General features: G+C 73.2%; 13 protein-coding genes. 8 read left to right on the forward strand and 5 right to left on the reverse strand.

Annotated elements, in window-relative coordinates:
• The first annotated feature begins 44 nt into the window (after positions 1-44).
• Positions 45-923, forward strand: coding sequence for an MBL fold metallo-hydrolase (locus ABT247_RS01645; protein WP_502892360.1), 879 nt, complete (start codon positions 45-47; stop codon positions 921-923).
• A 232-nt stretch (positions 924-1,155) separates the two neighbouring features.
• On the opposite strand, the gene ABT247_RS01650 is transcribed toward ABT247_RS01645, so the two are convergent.
• Both ABT247_RS01650 and ABT247_RS01655 read right to left on the reverse strand, forming a co-directional pair.
• On the reverse strand, positions 1,156-1,668 hold the full coding sequence (locus tag ABT247_RS01650) for an isochorismatase family protein (RefSeq protein ID WP_350736243.1): 513 nt from the start codon (positions 1,666-1,668) through the stop codon (positions 1,156-1,158).
• Positions 1,669-1,673: 5 nt separating this feature from the next.
• The gene (locus ABT247_RS01655) at positions 1,674-2,360 is read right to left on the reverse strand and encodes a TetR/AcrR family transcriptional regulator C-terminal domain-containing protein (RefSeq protein ID WP_350736246.1); all 687 of its coding nucleotides are present in this window, start codon (positions 2,358-2,360) and stop codon (positions 1,674-1,676) included.
• Positions 2,361-2,550: 190 nt separating this feature from the next.
• Between ABT247_RS01655 and ABT247_RS01660 the strand changes: the two genes are divergently transcribed.
• Positions 2,551-3,846, forward strand: coding sequence for an MFS transporter (locus ABT247_RS01660; protein ID WP_350736249.1), 1,296 nt, complete (start codon positions 2,551-2,553; stop codon positions 3,844-3,846).
• A 330-nt stretch (positions 3,847-4,176) separates the two neighbouring features.
• Here the strand turns inward: ABT247_RS01660 and ABT247_RS01665 are convergent, their stop codons facing one another.
• Complete coding sequence (locus ABT247_RS01665) at positions 4,177-4,872, reverse strand: NADPH-dependent F420 reductase (RefSeq protein ID WP_350736252.1); 696 nt, start codon at positions 4,870-4,872, stop codon at positions 4,177-4,179.
• A gap of 74 nt (positions 4,873-4,946) precedes the next feature.
• Between ABT247_RS01665 and ABT247_RS01670 the strand changes: the two genes are divergently transcribed.
• On the forward strand, positions 4,947-5,327 hold the full coding sequence (locus tag ABT247_RS01670) for a winged helix-turn-helix transcriptional regulator (RefSeq protein ID WP_350736255.1): 381 nt from the start codon (positions 4,947-4,949) through the stop codon (positions 5,325-5,327).
• Positions 5,328-5,438: 111 nt separating this feature from the next.
• Here ABT247_RS01670 and ABT247_RS01675 read toward each other — a convergent pair whose 3' ends face one another.
• Entirely contained in the window at positions 5,439-6,203 is a 765-nt protein-coding gene (locus ABT247_RS01675) for a class I SAM-dependent methyltransferase (protein ID WP_350736257.1), read from the reverse strand.
• A 447-nt stretch (positions 6,204-6,650) separates the two neighbouring features.
• On the opposite strand from ABT247_RS01675, the gene ABT247_RS01680 reads away from it, so the two are divergent.
• The 3 genes from ABT247_RS01680 to ABT247_RS01690 all read left to right on the forward strand — a co-directional run bounded on the left by ABT247_RS01680 (position 6,651) and on the right by ABT247_RS01690 (position 10,207).
• Positions 6,651-7,415 carry an ASCH domain-containing protein gene (locus tag ABT247_RS01680; protein ID WP_350736260.1) on the forward strand — a complete coding sequence of 255 codons (765 nt, stop codon included), beginning with the start codon at positions 6,651-6,653 and terminating at the stop codon, positions 7,413-7,415.
• A 302-nt stretch (positions 7,416-7,717) separates the two neighbouring features.
• On the forward strand, positions 7,718-9,388 hold the full coding sequence (locus tag ABT247_RS01685; RefSeq protein WP_350736263.1) for a hypothetical protein: 1,671 nt from the start codon (positions 7,718-7,720) through the stop codon (positions 9,386-9,388).
• A 228-nt stretch (positions 9,389-9,616) separates the two neighbouring features.
• Positions 9,617-10,207, forward strand: coding sequence for a hypothetical protein (locus ABT247_RS01690; RefSeq protein ID WP_350736266.1), 591 nt, complete (start codon positions 9,617-9,619; stop codon positions 10,205-10,207).
• A gap of 33 nt (positions 10,208-10,240) precedes the next feature.
• On the opposite strand, the gene gltD is transcribed toward ABT247_RS01690, so the two are convergent.
• A complete protein-coding gene (gene gltD, locus ABT247_RS01695; protein ID WP_350736269.1) occupies positions 10,241-11,893 on the reverse strand; it encodes a glutamate synthase small subunit in 1,653 nt (550 codons plus the stop codon).
• Positions 11,894-12,058: 165 nt separating this feature from the next.
• Between gltD and ABT247_RS01700 the strand changes: the two genes are divergently transcribed.
• A complete protein-coding gene (locus tag ABT247_RS01700) occupies positions 12,059-12,739 on the forward strand; it encodes a response regulator transcription factor (protein WP_350736272.1) in 681 nt (226 codons plus the stop codon).
• Entirely contained in the window at positions 12,736-14,121 is a 1,386-nt protein-coding gene (locus ABT247_RS01705; protein WP_350736275.1) for a sensor histidine kinase, read from the forward strand. Before ABT247_RS01700 ends, ABT247_RS01705 begins: the two co-directional genes overlap by 4 nt.
• Positions 14,122-14,340: the final 219 nt, after the last annotated feature.

A 14,340-nucleotide genomic window follows, 5' to 3' on the forward strand; every position in this document is an offset into this window, starting at 1 on the left:
AAGCTGCCGCAGAGCACTGGGCCGGTCGCGACCGTGCGTCTACAGTGGATTTCGACGGCTGCGAGCGATCCCACTCTGGAGGGAGAGCACCCATGTCCGTCCACCGAGTCCGACCCGATGTCAGCGTCCTCAGCGACAGCCTCGAGGTCCCGGGGATCGGCCACATTCCCGTCAACGCCTTCGTGCTCCACGCGGAGCAACCCGTCGTCGTCGACACCGGCCTCGGGTTGCCGGACCGCAGCTTCTTGTCCACGCTCGCCGAGGCGCTCGATCCGGCAGATGTGCGCTGGATCTGGCTCACCCACCCCGACCGCGACCACACCGGCGGAATCCACACGCTCCTGGAGGCGGCGCCGAACGCGAAGGTGGTGACCACCTTCATCGCGGTGGGGATCATGTCCTGTGAGCGTCCGCTTCCGCTGAACCGGGTGCATCTGCTCAACCCCGGCCAGTCACTCGACGTCGGCGACCGCACGCTCAGCGCGTTCCGGCCGCCCCTGTTCGACAATCCCGCCACCGTCGGGTTCTTCGACGACCTCACCGGCGTCTGCTTCAGCTCGGACTGCTTCGGCGCCCCGATGCCCACCGCGGACACCGCGGAGGGACCGGACCTCGCCGGTGTCCCAGCGGAGGACCTCCGGGCGGCGCAGCTGTTGTGGGCCAGTGTGGACAGCCCCTGGGTCGAGAACGTCGATCCGAAGAGATTCCTCGACACCTTCCGCCTGCTGCGGGACCGCGAACCCGAGCTCGTCCTGTCGACCCACCTGCCGGCTGCGGTCGGGATGACCGAGCGGATGATCGACACGCTCGGGTCCGCAGCGGGAGCATCGCCCTTCGTGGGCCCTGACCAGGCGGCACTGGCACAGATGCTGGCCGGTTTCGAACCTCCCGCGGCCGCTGATCCGGGCCTCCCGGTCACCTAGCATCCGACCGGATCAGCGCCGTTCTCACCAGCGGGCGCCCTCAGTCCGCCGACCTCCAGCCAACCGACCCGGTGAGCCGCCCGCCTCACCGGGTCGCTCCACCGGGTCGCCGCACCCGGGTCGCTTCACCGGATCGGCCAGCACACGCCCGCCAGCCGAGCTACGCCACCCCAACTGAGATCGACCGTCAGCTCAACCAGCCCGTTCGGGCCCGGACCCGCCCGGAACGCCTCTAGCCCAGGCGCAGGTCGGCCGCCGCCACGACCTCGCCCAGGCGCGGGAAGTCGAGTTCCACGGAGGCCTTGTGCTCCGCCTCCGTCAGGGCGGTCATCGCGTCCTCGACGAACACCAGCCGGTACCCGTGGTCGGCCGCCGCCCGGGCGCTGGACTCCACGCCCAGGTTGGTGGCGATTCCGGTGAACACCAGCGTCTCCACGCCCCGGGCCTGGAGGAGTTCGTGCAGCCCGGTGCCCTGGAAAGCGCCGATGGTGCGCTTCACCACCACCTCGTCGGCAGCCGCCGCGACCTCGGCCAGCAGTTCGCTGCCGGGCGGCTGCTCAGCGACACCGGGCCGCTCGACCCGCACGGCGATGACGGGGGCACCGGCCGCGCGGAAGGCCCGGGCGAGGTCCAGCGAGGAGACCACCACCTCCGGACCGGTGCGGGGTGCGAGCGGGTTGGCGACGATCCGGTCCATCAGGTCGATCAGGACCAGAGCCGTGCTGCGGGGATCGAGGGTGGTCATGGCGCTCACGCTAGCTCATGCCCGTCAGCGCCGGCCGCCGCTGCACCGGGTTCCGCCTGCCCCTCCCCGGCCTCGCGCGCGATCTCGACCCGGAAGCCCTCGATCAGCACGCGCAGCCCGTACTCGAAGTCGGCGTCGTGGTCGGTCATCCGCAGTACGTCGACCGCCTCGCTCAGCAGCGGCAGCTCGCGCAACGCCTCGTCAGGGAAGGGCGGTCGGGCGCGGTCGGCGGCGTCCTGCCGCCAGGCCTGCTCCTCGGTGACCCAGCCCATGATGTACCGATCGACGGTCAGCAGCAGCCGCAGTGCGGTGCGCGGTCTCAGCCCGGCTTTGCACAGCGCACTCAACTGCGCTTCGACGGCCGGGAGTTCGTCGTCCGTCGGCAGGGTCCCGGCGTGCACCCGGGCGCCGTCGCGGTAGGCCAGCAGGGCGCGGCGCTTGGCCCGGGCGTCGGCGGCGATCCAGTCGGGCCAGTGCTCCGCTTCGGGAGTGCGATCGGCCGGGAGCGCCTCGGCGAGCATCGCCTCGGCCATCAGGTCGAGCAACTCCCGCTTGTTCTTGAAGTGCCAGTAGAGCGCGGGTGATTGCACACCGATCTCGCGGGCCAGCCGGCGGGTGGTGAGCCCGTCGATGCCCTCCTCGTTGAGCACGCGCAGCGCGGTGCGCACCACGTCCTCGCGTCGCAGCGCCATCGATCGGCCTCCCGGAATTCGCTTGCGAGGCCCACCTTATCGCCGATAAGTTCCGAACCCGCCGCTTATCAGCGATAAGGACGAACACGGACGCCCGCCCCGCACCCCACCCCGGGCCCACGGCCCCCGCCCCCCGCCCCCCGCCCAAGGACGCCGACGACGCGACCGCCACGAAGGGACCACCCCTTTCATGACCTCAGGAACGGACCGACTCCGGTCCCGACTGCTGCCGAACACCGCCCCCTGGCGATCGTCCCGGGACTTCCGGTTGACCTGGACCTCCGGTGCGGTCACCCTGCTCGGCTCGATCTTCACCATGACGGCGATCCCCTTGCAGATCGCGGAGCTCACCCACTCGCCGCTCGCCGTGGGCGCGGTCGGCGCGGTCGAGCTCGTGCCCACCGTCCTCTTCGGCCTCTACGGCGGCGTACTCGCCGACCGCGCCGACCGCCGCACCGTCGTCCTGCTGACCGAAGTCGCACTGGCCGGGCTCAGCGCCCTGCTGCTGGTCAACGCGCTGCTCGGCGCGCCCGCCGTCTGGCCGCTCTACCTCGCCGCAGGGCTGACAGCGGCGGTCCACGGCCTGCAACAGCCCTCGGTCGAGGCGATGGTCCCCCGGTTGGTGCCGCACGACCAGTTGGTCGCGGCCGGGGTGCTGCTCTCGCTGCGCTGGAGCATCGGCGGTGTCGCCGGGCCGGCCGCCGCCGGACTGCTGATCGCGACCGCCGGGGTGCCGGCGGCGTACCTGCTCGACCTCGCCACCTTCCTGCTGTCGATCGCCCTGCTCGCCCAGGTCCGGCCGGTCCCCTCGGAGCGCGACGCCGAGACTCCCCGTCTGCGGGAGTTCACCGACGGCGTCCGGTACGCGGCGCGGCGCCCCGACCTGGTCGGCACCTACCTGGCCGACCTGGCGGCCACCGTGTTCGCCCTGCCGACCGCACTCTTCCCCTTCCTGGCGCAGAAGCTGGACTCGCTCTGGGCGCTCGGGCCGCTCTACTCGGCCACCGCCACCGGCAGCCTGATCGCGGCTGCCACCGGCGGCTGGACCGAGCGGGTGCACCGGCACGGACGGCTGGTCCTGCTCTCCGCAGCCGTGGTCGGCGCGGCCACCGCTGCGGCCGCCTTCGCGCCAGGCCTGTGGGCCGTGTTGCTCTGCCTGGTCCTCACGGGCGCCGCCCACTGGGTCGGCGACACCTTCCGCGGCGCCATCTGGAACCAGTCCATTCCGGACGAACTCCGAGGCCGCGCCGCCGGGCTGGAGATGCTGATCGGCTCCGCCGGACCCGCGCTCGGCGACCTGCGGGCGGGCGGACTCGCCGCCCGCCAGGGCGTCCGGGCCGCGCTGCGCACCGGCGGCCTGCTCTGCCTGGGCAGCAGCGCCGTCCTGTCCGCCGCACTCCCGGCGCTCTGGCGCTACGACCGACGCGACCACCGGTCGAACGAAGGGCACGGCCGACAGACGCCGGCCCAGGACGCCACCGCATGAACCGCGGAAGCACCCCCGCTCCCCCTGCCCCACCACCCCTGCCGGATGCGCCCCGCCCACGCGCGGGCCGCCACCTGCCGCCGCGACCGCCCTAAAGCGCGCCTCCCCACGGCGCCGAGCCGTTGATCGGACGCGTCGGGCTCAGTTGGCGATCAGTGACGCGACGCAGGACCGGATCGGCCGGCATCAACGGCTCGACCCGGACCGCGCGCGCCAGCGAGCGGACCACCGAGAACCCGGGACCGTTCCGGACCGCGCACAAGCGGTCGTCGCGCTGCGCAGTAGAGGACGGGGCCGCCTGCCGGTGCTACTGCTCAATGGCATGCGAGTTCAACCTGAGGAGCGGGAAGACCCCGCCCCGCCTTCTGCCTCCCCGTGGCTCGGTCCGGCCGCATAGGCCAGCGGAGGTGCGATCGCCTGCGCGTCCGCTCCCTCGCCGACCCACAGGGCGATGAACAGCGCGGCGGTCGCTTCCAGAAGTCCCGCACGTTCGAGACCGCCGCCGGCCACGGGCTCGCAGCCCACGTCGCGCACCAACTCCCGTACCCGCGCGAGGGCAGTCGCGTCGTCCCCGCAGACCGGCACGGCCAGTGGGCGCCCGTCGAAGACCGGCGGCCGCATGCGCCACACGTCCTCGTGGCAGAGGTTGAACGCCTTGACCACGTGGGCTCCCGGCGCCGCCGCAGCCAGTTGCTGCGCGGCCGAGGGGCCCCCTTCCGTCAGCAGCCGGAAGCCCGGTCCGACCGGGTTCGAGCAGTCGATCAGCACCTTGCCCTCCAGGGCCTCGTGCAGATCCCGCGCCACCTCCACCCCCACCCCGAAGGGCAGCGCGGCCAACACCACCTCCTGACCGAACTCCGCCGCCGCGCGCAGGCCGGCGGGCTTCACGCCACCTCCGATGCGCGCCGCGAGCCGCTCCGCCTTGTGAGCGTCCCGCCCCCCGATGGTCACCTGGTGCCCGGCCCGCACCCAGTGGGTGGCGAGCGCGTCAGCCATGTTGCCCGTCCCCAGCACGCCGATCCTCATCACACGTTCCCTCTCCGCGCCTGTTCCGATCGTTCACACCGACGCTAGACGGCGGTTCGGGCACCATGTGGTACGTGACGACAGACACCTTCCTCGCCGACTGCCGCGCCCGCCTCGCCTTCGACCTGCTCTCCAACACCTGGAACGCCGTGGTGCTCTGGGCACTGCGCGACGGCCCGAGGCGCCCGGTCGAGCTACGGGAGCGGATCGGTGGCATCAGCTCCAAGGTCCTCACCGAGACCCTGCGCCGACTGCAGTTCAACGGACTGGTCGACCGGCTGGCGGACCCCGAAGCACCCACACGGGTCGAGTACCGACTCACCGCTCTGGGCCGGACGTTGCTGGCACCCATCGACGCCGTCGGCGCCTGGGCCTTCGAGTACGGCGACGAGGTGATGGCCGCCCAGGAAGCAGCAGGCACTCCTGACCCGAAGTCGCCTCGGCCGACCAGCTAGACGGGTCAACCGCGCGAGCTCAGTGACCGCTCTGCTCTTCCGATCTTGAGTGTCACTCGAACGGGAGTGACAGTCTCGGCTGACTGCGGTGAGTGCCAGGCTGAAGTCACCCTACTCGGGTCGCCGGCGTGCGAGATGGACAGTGATGTCGGCAGCGACCTCGACTGTCTCGGGCAGGACCCGCGTGATCGCGTCATACGCCTGCTGGCGCGTCGATTGCGGCAGCTGGAGATAGGCCGAGACGGTCGACAGGTAACCAAGGTAGTCAGCAGAGCGCATCGCCAAGCGCCGCTCGATGACGACCTGCTGAACGTCACGGAACAGCTGAGACCGTTGCAGTTCCGTACCCGGCCACTGCATCTCCTCGTCCGGACCGGTTCCGTCGGGAGAGGGGAACTCCTCGCTTTCCAGGAACGGCGCCCGGGCAGCACGCACCGCCTCCTCGAGAGCTGGGTCAGCCAGCTGGACCGGCCCACCGCATGAAGCGAACACACCCTCCGGTTCAAGGAGCGCCGCCACCCTGGACCATCGCCCCTCCGGGCGTGTCCAATGCAGGGCAGCCGCCGCATAGACCAACCCGTATGGTTCGCTTGGCCGCAGGTCTTCGAACACGGCCCGCACGGTCGTCACGTTCGCAGGCACGGTCTTGCTCAGTTCGGCAAGCATGGCAGCGTCCGGGTCCGTAGCTGTCACCATGACCCCGTGCGCCGCGAACAGACGGGTAGCTTTGCCTGTCCCTGCACCGATCTCCAAGGCGGTCCGAACCGGTCGGCCCGCATACGCCATCACCAAGTCGAAGAGCTCATCGGGGTACCCCGGCCGGAACCTTTCGTAGGCTTCGGCGATCGCGCCGAAGCTCAGTGCACGAGCAGACATGTCGAGCATCCTGGCACGACCGGGACAGGCCCCAGCAATAGCCAGTGACCCTCGGCCTTCCGAGCTGAGGCGCATCACACGCTGGCCCTGGTCGGGCCGACGGCGGCTACACCGGCAGCCTTGTCGAGTACTACTCCGCCGTCCTCGCGCTGATCCGCGCGATCGTCCGCCGCAGCGACGACATGCGTGCCGTCGTCGCGCCTCCCGAGCGCTGGAACGTGGGGGGTACTTCGCCCACCGATCGCCATTCGTGACCACGGCCAGCCGCCGCGGTGCGCCACTCCGCCCGCCCGACCACTGCGTGCGTCCGGGCGCGGCGAGCCGAAATCCCATGGAGCCCACCTGCGCAGCATGGAATGATCTTGGGCGACTGCTGACGGAAGGGAAGGTCGCAAGGTGTACGTCCCGCCATCTGCTCGAGCCCTCGATGACGACGAGCGTGAGCTCGTGGAACTGGCGCGCCGCACCATCGACGCGCACACGGACGCGGGGCCCGACGAAGACGGGGTCCACACGGTGGGCGCCGCGGTCATGGGCGCCGACTACCGGATGTTCGCCGGCGTGAATCTCCACCACTTCACCGGCGGACCCTGCGCCGAACTCGTGGCTCTGGGAGCCGCGCGAGCCCAGGGCATGCGCCAGCCGCGCTGCATCGTTGCCGTGGGCAACCACGGGCGCGGGGTCATCGGCCCGTGCGGGCGCGATCGACAGGTCTTCGTCGACTACTACCCCACGATGCGTGTCATCGTGCCCACGCCCGAGGGGCTGCGGTCCGTACTCGCCGCCGACCTGATGCCGCTGGCTCAGCGATGGACCGCGGAGGCGGGCATGAACGGTCTCGACCCCTCGCTCTACCAGGACCCGGAGACAGCCGGCCCGCCGATCATCCGGTTCAACCCCCGCTACCTCGAGGCCGTCCGCTCCGGCGCCAAGACCGGAACCACCCGCTTCCGGGACCCGGCACGACTCGGGCCGGCACGGTTGGTGTTCGAGAGCGACCCCGAGGTCGTCCTGTCGGCGGAGGTGACCGGCATCAGGCATTGCCTGGTCGACGACCTCACCGACGACGACGCCCGAGCCGAGGGGCTGACGACCGCAGCCGAGCTCAGGGAAGGCCTCAAGGGCCACTACCCGGATCTGGCGGGGACCGACGAGGTCGACGTCGTCTCCTTCCGGATCAACGACGGGACGGACGCCTCCGAGGAGAGCTGACGCGCGGTTCGGACGCGTCGGCGCGTCGACACGGCGGCCGACCGAGCCTCCGAAGCCGCTGCCGCCGCACGGGTAGCGGCGGCTCGGTCCAGCGCCCCACCGTCGCCCGGCACCGACCACGGCGGCCCGCTCCGTCTTCCCCTGACGCGAAACCGCCCCTCCCAGCCAACCGCCATTGACCGCCCGCCCCGCCCGGCGGTTGGCTCGTTCCGAGCCGGCTGCCGGGGAGTGCGACGAACCGTCACTCGACGCCACGAGGCGTCACCGTCGGGGCGGTCCGGCCGTTCCCAGGGGAGGGACCGATGACCCGCACGTCCACCACCGCCCACCCGTCCGGTCGCCCCGCCCGGCGCCCCGAGCGGCAGTCAGAACGACAGCCAGCGTGGCAGTCGGAACGACAGCCGGCGTGGCAGTCGGAACGGCAGCCCGCACGGCAGCCGGAACGGCGCCCCGCTCCGAGCCCCGCACGCCTGCTGCGCGCCGTCTGTGCGCTCGGCGCGGCCGCCGCGCTCGCGCTCACCACCACGCAGTCGGCCCAGGCGGACCCGCACCGTGGCCCGGGCACCGAGCGGGTGTCCTCCGGCATCGGCGGGTCGCAGCCCGACGGCGCCTCGTTCGCCGGCGGTCTGAGCGCCGACGGCCGCTACGCCGTCTTCACCTCCAGCGCCACCAACCTGGTGCCCGGCGACACCAACGGCAAGTCCGACGTCTTCGTCCGCGACCTCTGGTCCGGCCGCACCGAGCGGGTCGACACCGGGCCGGACGGCGCCCAGGCGAACGGGGACTCCTTCGAGGCCGCGATCAGTGGCAACGGCCGCTACGTCGCCTTCAGTTCCGGCGCCACCAACCTGGTGCCGGGCGCGAACCTGGGCTTCGAGGACGTCTACGTCCACGACCGCTGGACGGGCAGGACCACGCTCGTCTCCGTCGGCCAGGACCCCGACAGGCCGGGCAACCAGGCCCCGGGACGTCCGCACGGCCGGACCCCTGACACGCCGCAGGGCCGACCGGCCTCCGGCACTCCGCAGACCGACCGGCTCTCCGGCCACCCGTCGCTCAGCCGGGACGGCCGCTACATCGCCTTCCAGTCCAACCGCACCGACCTGGCCCCCGGCACGGTCACCTGGCAGGGCGGCAACATCTACGTCCACGACCTCTGGACCGGCGGGAACAGCCTGGTGAGCATCGGCGCGGACGGCAAGGAGGCGAACGGTTCGTCCGCCTCGCCCGTGATCAGCGCCGACGGCGGCTCCGTCGCCTTCGTCTCCAAGGCGACCAACCTTACCGCCCCGGACCAGCCCGGCGCCCTCTCCCCGGAGGCCGCCGCCGAGCTGACCGCCGAGGCCGGCCGGGAGTCGGACGAGCAGTTCTTCCGGGACTCGTTCCGAGCCGATGCCCGGCCCCGGATCCTGAAACCGCGCCTGTACCCGCTGTACGTCCGGGACCTGCGCGCCGAGGAGACGAGGGTGGCCAGCACCGACGACAAGGGCGGCGCCCGAGGGGCGGACTACCCGTCGCTCGGTCCGGACGGCCGGTACGTCGTCTACTCCGCCTTGGTCCAGCACGGCGACAGCGGGTGGGACCGGCACTTCGAGGTGTACCTCCGCGATCTGGAGGAGGGCACCGAGACCCTGGTGAGCGCCGGCCTGCCGGGGACGAAGACCACCGGCGACTCCTCCGACGGCCGGCTGACCGCGGACGGCCGCTGGCTGTACTTCGACTCCACGGCCGAGAACCTGGTGCCCGGCGACACCAACGGCGTCTCCGACGTGTTCCGGCGCGACCTGCGGACCGGCCGCACCGAGCGCGTCAGCCTCTCGGACGACGGCTCGCAGAGCCCCGGCGCCTCGTTCGGTCCGTACGTCGACGCCCACGGCACGACGGCGGTGTTCAGCTCGGAGGACGGCACCCTCACCCCCGGGGACACCAACACGGCCACGGACGTGTTCCTCCGCCGCTCCACGCGCCGCTGACGAGGCCCCGGCACCATCCGCCCGCACGCTGTCGCCGTGCTCCCACCCGGAGCCGTCACCACCGTCACCGTCATCCGTCGCGGCGTCAAGCGAACACTTTCCCCATTAAGGGGACTGACGCTTCGGCAGCTGTTCACCGAACCCGGTCTACTCGCATAGACCCGCCGGTGGTGACATGGACACACCGCCCCGGCACGCCCGTGCCGGGCCCGTGCCAGGGAGCTCCCCATGCTTCGCGCCCACCGCATCGCCCCCGCCCTCGCGACCGCCGTGCTCACCGCGGCGGCGCTCACCACCGCCGGCACCGCACACGCCGCCACCGCCACCGCCGGCGCGCACGCCGCCACGGCCCCGCACACCCGCGCCGCCCTCGCCGCGACCTGCTCGCAGTCCTACCTCCCGCTGCCCGACCCGGTCTGCACCCCCGGCGCCACCAACCCGGACGTCACCCAGGACACCATCGACGACACCATCTGCGTCGGCGGGTACAGCACCTCGATCCGCCCGTCCACCAGCTACACCAACCGCCTGAAGGTCCAGCAGATCGCCCAGTACGGCTACGCCGACACCAACACGGCGGACTACGAGGAGGACCACTTCATCCCGCTGTCGCTCGGCGGTCACCCCACCGACCCGCGCAACCTCTGGCCCGAGCCCCGCTACGCCGTCGGCCCGGACAGCCAGGCCTCCACCGACAAGGACAGCGTCGAATACAAGCTCTACCGGGCCGTCTGCAACCACCAGGTGGACCTGGTGCCCGCCCAGCGGGCCATCGCGACCGACTGGACCACCGCGCTCTCCGTCCTCGGCCTCGGCTGAGCACCCGGCCGTCCGGCGCCGGCGCCCGCGCCCTCACAGCGTGAGCGCCCGCGCCGAGGCGCTGACCGGCGACGGGAGTTCGGTGCTCCCGCGCAGGTAGCGGTCCACCGCCGCGGCCGCCGACCGGCCCTCCGCGATCGCCCAGACGATCAACGACTGGCCGCGCCCGGCGTCCCCGGCGACGAACACGCCCTCCACCGCGGTGCGGTACCCGTCGTCCCGCTCCAGCGTGCCGTCCAGGCCGACGGTGAGCCCGAGTTGGGGGAACAGGGGCTGGTCCGGCTCCGGCCCGGCGAAGCCCAGGGCGAGCAGCGCGAGCTGCGCCCGTACGGTCCGCTCGGTGCCGGGCACGGTCGGCTCGGTACCGGGCACGGTCCGCGAGGCGCCGGGCACGGTCCGCGAGGCGCCGGGCACAGTCCGCTCGGTGCCGGGCACGGTCGGCTCGGTGCTGGGCACGGTCCGCGAGGCGCCGGCCCCGGACGGCGAGGCGCCCGACGCACCCCGCCCAGCACCCGGCGAGCTCCGCCCACCACCCGGCCGGACCCCGCGCTCCCCCGGCACGGCCTCGGCGAAGCGCACGCCCGCCAGCCGCCCTTCCGGACCCGGCTCGAAGCCGACGGTGGCCGCCCCGAACACCCGGCAGTCCGCCCCCGCTTCCTCGTGCGAGGTGGTCTCCCGGTACACCTTGGGGTGGACCGGCCAGGGCTGCCCGGCCGCACGGCGCTCCGGCGGACGCGGGTTGATGTCCAGCTGGGTGACGGAGGCCGCGCGCTGACGCAGCGCCGTCCCGAGGCAGTCGGCCGCGGTGTCCCCGCCACCGACGATCACCACCTCGCTCCCCTCGGCGGTCAACGGCGGGTCCGTGCAGTCGCCCTCGTCCACCCGGTTCGCCCAGGTCAGGTACTCCATCGCGGAGTGCACCCCGGGCAGCCGGGCGCCGGGCACCGCCAGCTCCCGGGCCGCCGTCGCGCCCACCGCGACCACCACCGCGTCGTACCGGGCCCGCAGTTCCTCACCGGTGACGTCCGATCCCACCCGCACCCCGGTGCGGAACTCCGTCCCCTCGGCCCGCAGTTGGCCCAGCCGCCGCTCCAGCCGGTGCTTCTCCAGCCGGAACGGCGGGATCCCGTAGCGCAGCAGCCCGCCCGGGCGGTCGGCCCGCTCGAACACGGTCGTGGCGTACCCGGCGCGGGTCAGCTGCTGGGCGGCGGCCAGGCCGGCCGGGCCCGAGCCGACCACCGCGACGCGCAGTTCCCGGCCGCGCCGCTCCGGCGGGTGCGGCCGGTCCCAGCCCTCCTCCCAGGCCCGGTCGGCGATCGCCAGCTCGATGTTCTTGATCGTCACCGCGGCCCCGTCGATCGCCAGCACGCAGGCGCTCTCGCACGGTGCCGGGCAGAGCCGTCCGGTGAACTCCGGGAAGTTGTTGGTCGCCAGCAGCCGCGCGGCCGCCGCCTGCCAGTCCCCGGCCGCCACCAGCGCGTTCCAGTCGGGAACCAGGTTCCCGAGCGGACAGGCGGCGTGGCAGAACGGCAGCCCGCAGTCCATGCACCGCCCGGCCTGTCCGCCCACGACCGGCAGCAGCGCCCCCGGCCGGTACACCTCCCGCCGGTCCGCCAGCCGTTCCCGTGCGTCCCGCCGCGCCCGCTCCGCGCGCGGGGTGGTGAGGAAAGCCATCCGGTCTGCCATCTCGGCCTCCGGCGGGGCGTGCCGACACGGATCCGGCGGCCCACCCGGCGGCGCGCCACCGTGTGGCCACCGTACGCCCACGAAGCAGCGCGCGGAACCCACCCGGTCCGGGAAATCCCGCGCCCCGCCCTCCCCTGCCGTGGGCACGCCAGGGAGAATCCCCGCATGACTCACACCGTGCTGATCGCCGAGGACGACCGCGCCATCCGCGACTCGCTCTCCCGCGCCCTGACACTGGAGGGCTACCGGGTGCGGATCGCGGCGGACGGCACCCAGACCCTCGCGGTGCTCGCGGAGCAGCGCCCGGACGTCCTGGTGCTCGACGTGATGATGCCCCAGCCCGACGGCCTGGAGGTCTGCCGCCGACTGCGCGCGACCGGCGACCGCACCCCGGTGCTGATGCTCACCGCCAGGGTCGAGGTGCCCGACCGCATCGCCGGACTGGACGCCGGGGCCGACGACTACCTGGTCAAACCCTTCGACGTGGACGAGCTGTTCGCCCGCCTGCGCGCCCTGCTGCGCCGCCGCCCGCCCGGGCCGGCCGAGGACGTGCTGACCGTCGCCGACCTGCGGGTCGAGCCGGCCGCCCGGCGGGCCTGGCGCGCCGGGGAGGAACTGGAGCTGTCCCGCACCGAGTTCGACCTGCTGGAGCTGCTGACCCGGCACGCCGGTGCGGTGCTCGACCAGACCACCCTGTACGAGCGGATCTGGGGCTACGACTTCGGCCCCGGGTCGAAGAACCTCGCGGTGTTCATCGGCTACCTGCGCCGCAAGCTCGACCGCCCGGGCCTGGTCCCGCTGATCCACACCGTCCGCGGCGTCGGCTACACGCTGCGCGAGCCGTGACCGGCCCCGCGCGGCTGAGCGACCGGCTGCCCCGCCCGGGTCTGCGCACCACCTTGTCGCTCGCGTTCGCCGCGATGGCCGCCCTGGTCGCGGTGGTGATCGGCACGCTCGGCTACCACGCCGCCGCCCGCCTGATCCTCGACGACGAGGCGGACGACTTCGGTTCGGCCGTGCGCGCGGTGAGCAGCCAGGTGCAGCGGGAGAAGCTGTTCCCGGGGGACTTCAACGGTCCCAGCGGGCTGAGCGAGCAGTTGCTGCACCCGATCCGGGTCACCGCCCAGGCCCTGGACTCCGACGGGGTCCCCCTCGCGGGCACCACCCGCCTCGATCTCCCGCCGACGGCGGAGGACCGCCAGCTCGCCCGGGCCGACGTCCCCGGCCGGACGGTGACCGAGGACCGGCGCCTCGACGGCGAGACCTGCCGGGTGGGCGTGGTCTCGCTGGGCGGGGGCCGGGGCGCCGTCCAGATCGTCCAGCGGCTCGGCGACATCGAGCAGTTGTTGGCGAAGCTGCGGCAGCAGATGGTGTCGGTGGTGCTGGCCGTCGTGCTGATCGCGGGGGCGGTCGGCTGGCTGCTCGCCCGGCGGATCACCGGTCGACTGGTGCGGCTCACCGAGGCGGCCGAACGGGTCGCCGCCAGCGGCCGGTTGGACGTGCCGGTGCCCGCCGCCGGATCGGACGAGGTGGGCCGGCTCGGCCGCGCCTTCCACCGGATGCTGGTGCGCCTCGCCACCGCGAAGGAGAACCAGCGCCGTCTGGTCCAGGACGCCGGGCACGAGCTGCGCACCCCGCTGACCAGCCTGCGCACCAACCTCTCGGTGCTGCCCAGCCTGGACCGGCTGCCGCCTGCCGAGCGCACCGCTCTGATGGCCGACCTCGCCGAGGAAGCAAGGGAGTTGACCCTGCTGGTGGACGAGCTGGTGGCACTCGCGGCGGACCGCAAGGCGGACGAGGAGCCCGTCGAGGTGGCGCTCGCGGAGCTGGTCCGGGAGGCCGCCGCCCAGGCCCGCAGGCGTAGCGACCGGGCGATCACGGTCGACGCGGACGACACGGTGGTGACCGCCCGCCCGGACGCGCTGGCCCGCGCGGTGGGCAATCTGCTGGACAACGCCGCCAAGTTCGACCCGGCCGGGACCTCCCCGATCGAGCTGGTGGTGCGCGGCCGGCGGGTCGAGGTGCGCGACCGGGGTCCTGGCATCGACACGGTCGATCTCGACCGGGTCTTCGACCGCTTCTACCGGGCCACGGCCGCACGCAGCCTGCCCGGTTCGGGCCTCGGTCTGGCCATCGTGGCCGAGGTGGCGCGCTCGCACGGCGGGGCCGCGTTCGCCGCGAACCGGGAGGGCGGCGGCGCGGTCATCGGTTTCACGCTGGGCTCCTGAGCCCGCCCCGCCCGGGGGGAGCCGACCACGGCCGGAACAACTGGCCACGGCCGACCAGCCGACCACGGCCGGAGCAGCCGACCAGGGACAGCCGGACACGGCCGGCCACGCCTGGTCGCAGCCGGAGCCGGAGCCGGCCGGGACGCCACCGACCGCGCCGAACGCGCCGTAGCCGGCCCGGTGGGACGGACGCGACGGCGGGCCGGTGCTCCCGGCACC

Source organism: Kitasatospora sp. NPDC001539 (assembly GCF_040298565.1).
GTDB lineage: Bacteria > Actinomycetota > Actinomycetes > Streptomycetales > Streptomycetaceae > Kitasatospora.

Coding starts and splice junctions, on each gene's coding strand:
- ABT247_RS01650 (WP_350736243.1), bottom strand. CDS start 1,668: ATGACCACCCTCGATCCCCGCAGCACGGCTCTGGTCCTGATCGACCTG.
- ABT247_RS01655 (WP_350736246.1), bottom strand. CDS start 2,360: ATGGCGCTGCGACGCGAGGACGTGGTGCGCACCGCGCTGCGCGTGCTC.
- ABT247_RS01660 (WP_350736249.1), top strand. CDS start 2,551: ATGACCTCAGGAACGGACCGACTCCGGTCCCGACTGCTGCCGAACACC.
- ABT247_RS01665 (WP_350736252.1), bottom strand. CDS start 4,872: ATGAGGATCGGCGTGCTGGGGACGGGCAACATGGCTGACGCGCTCGCC.
- ABT247_RS01675 (WP_350736257.1), bottom strand. CDS start 6,203: ATGTCTGCTCGTGCACTGAGCTTCGGCGCGATCGCCGAAGCCTACGAA.
- ABT247_RS01685 (WP_350736263.1), top strand. CDS start 7,718: ATGACCCGCACGTCCACCACCGCCCACCCGTCCGGTCGCCCCGCCCGG.
- ABT247_RS01690 (WP_350736266.1), top strand. CDS start 9,617: ATGCTTCGCGCCCACCGCATCGCCCCCGCCCTCGCGACCGCCGTGCTC.
- gltD (WP_350736269.1), bottom strand. CDS start 11,893: ATGGCAGACCGGATGGCTTTCCTCACCACCCCGCGCGCGGAGCGGGCG.
- ABT247_RS01700 (WP_350736272.1), top strand. CDS start 12,059: ATGACTCACACCGTGCTGATCGCCGAGGACGACCGCGCCATCCGCGAC.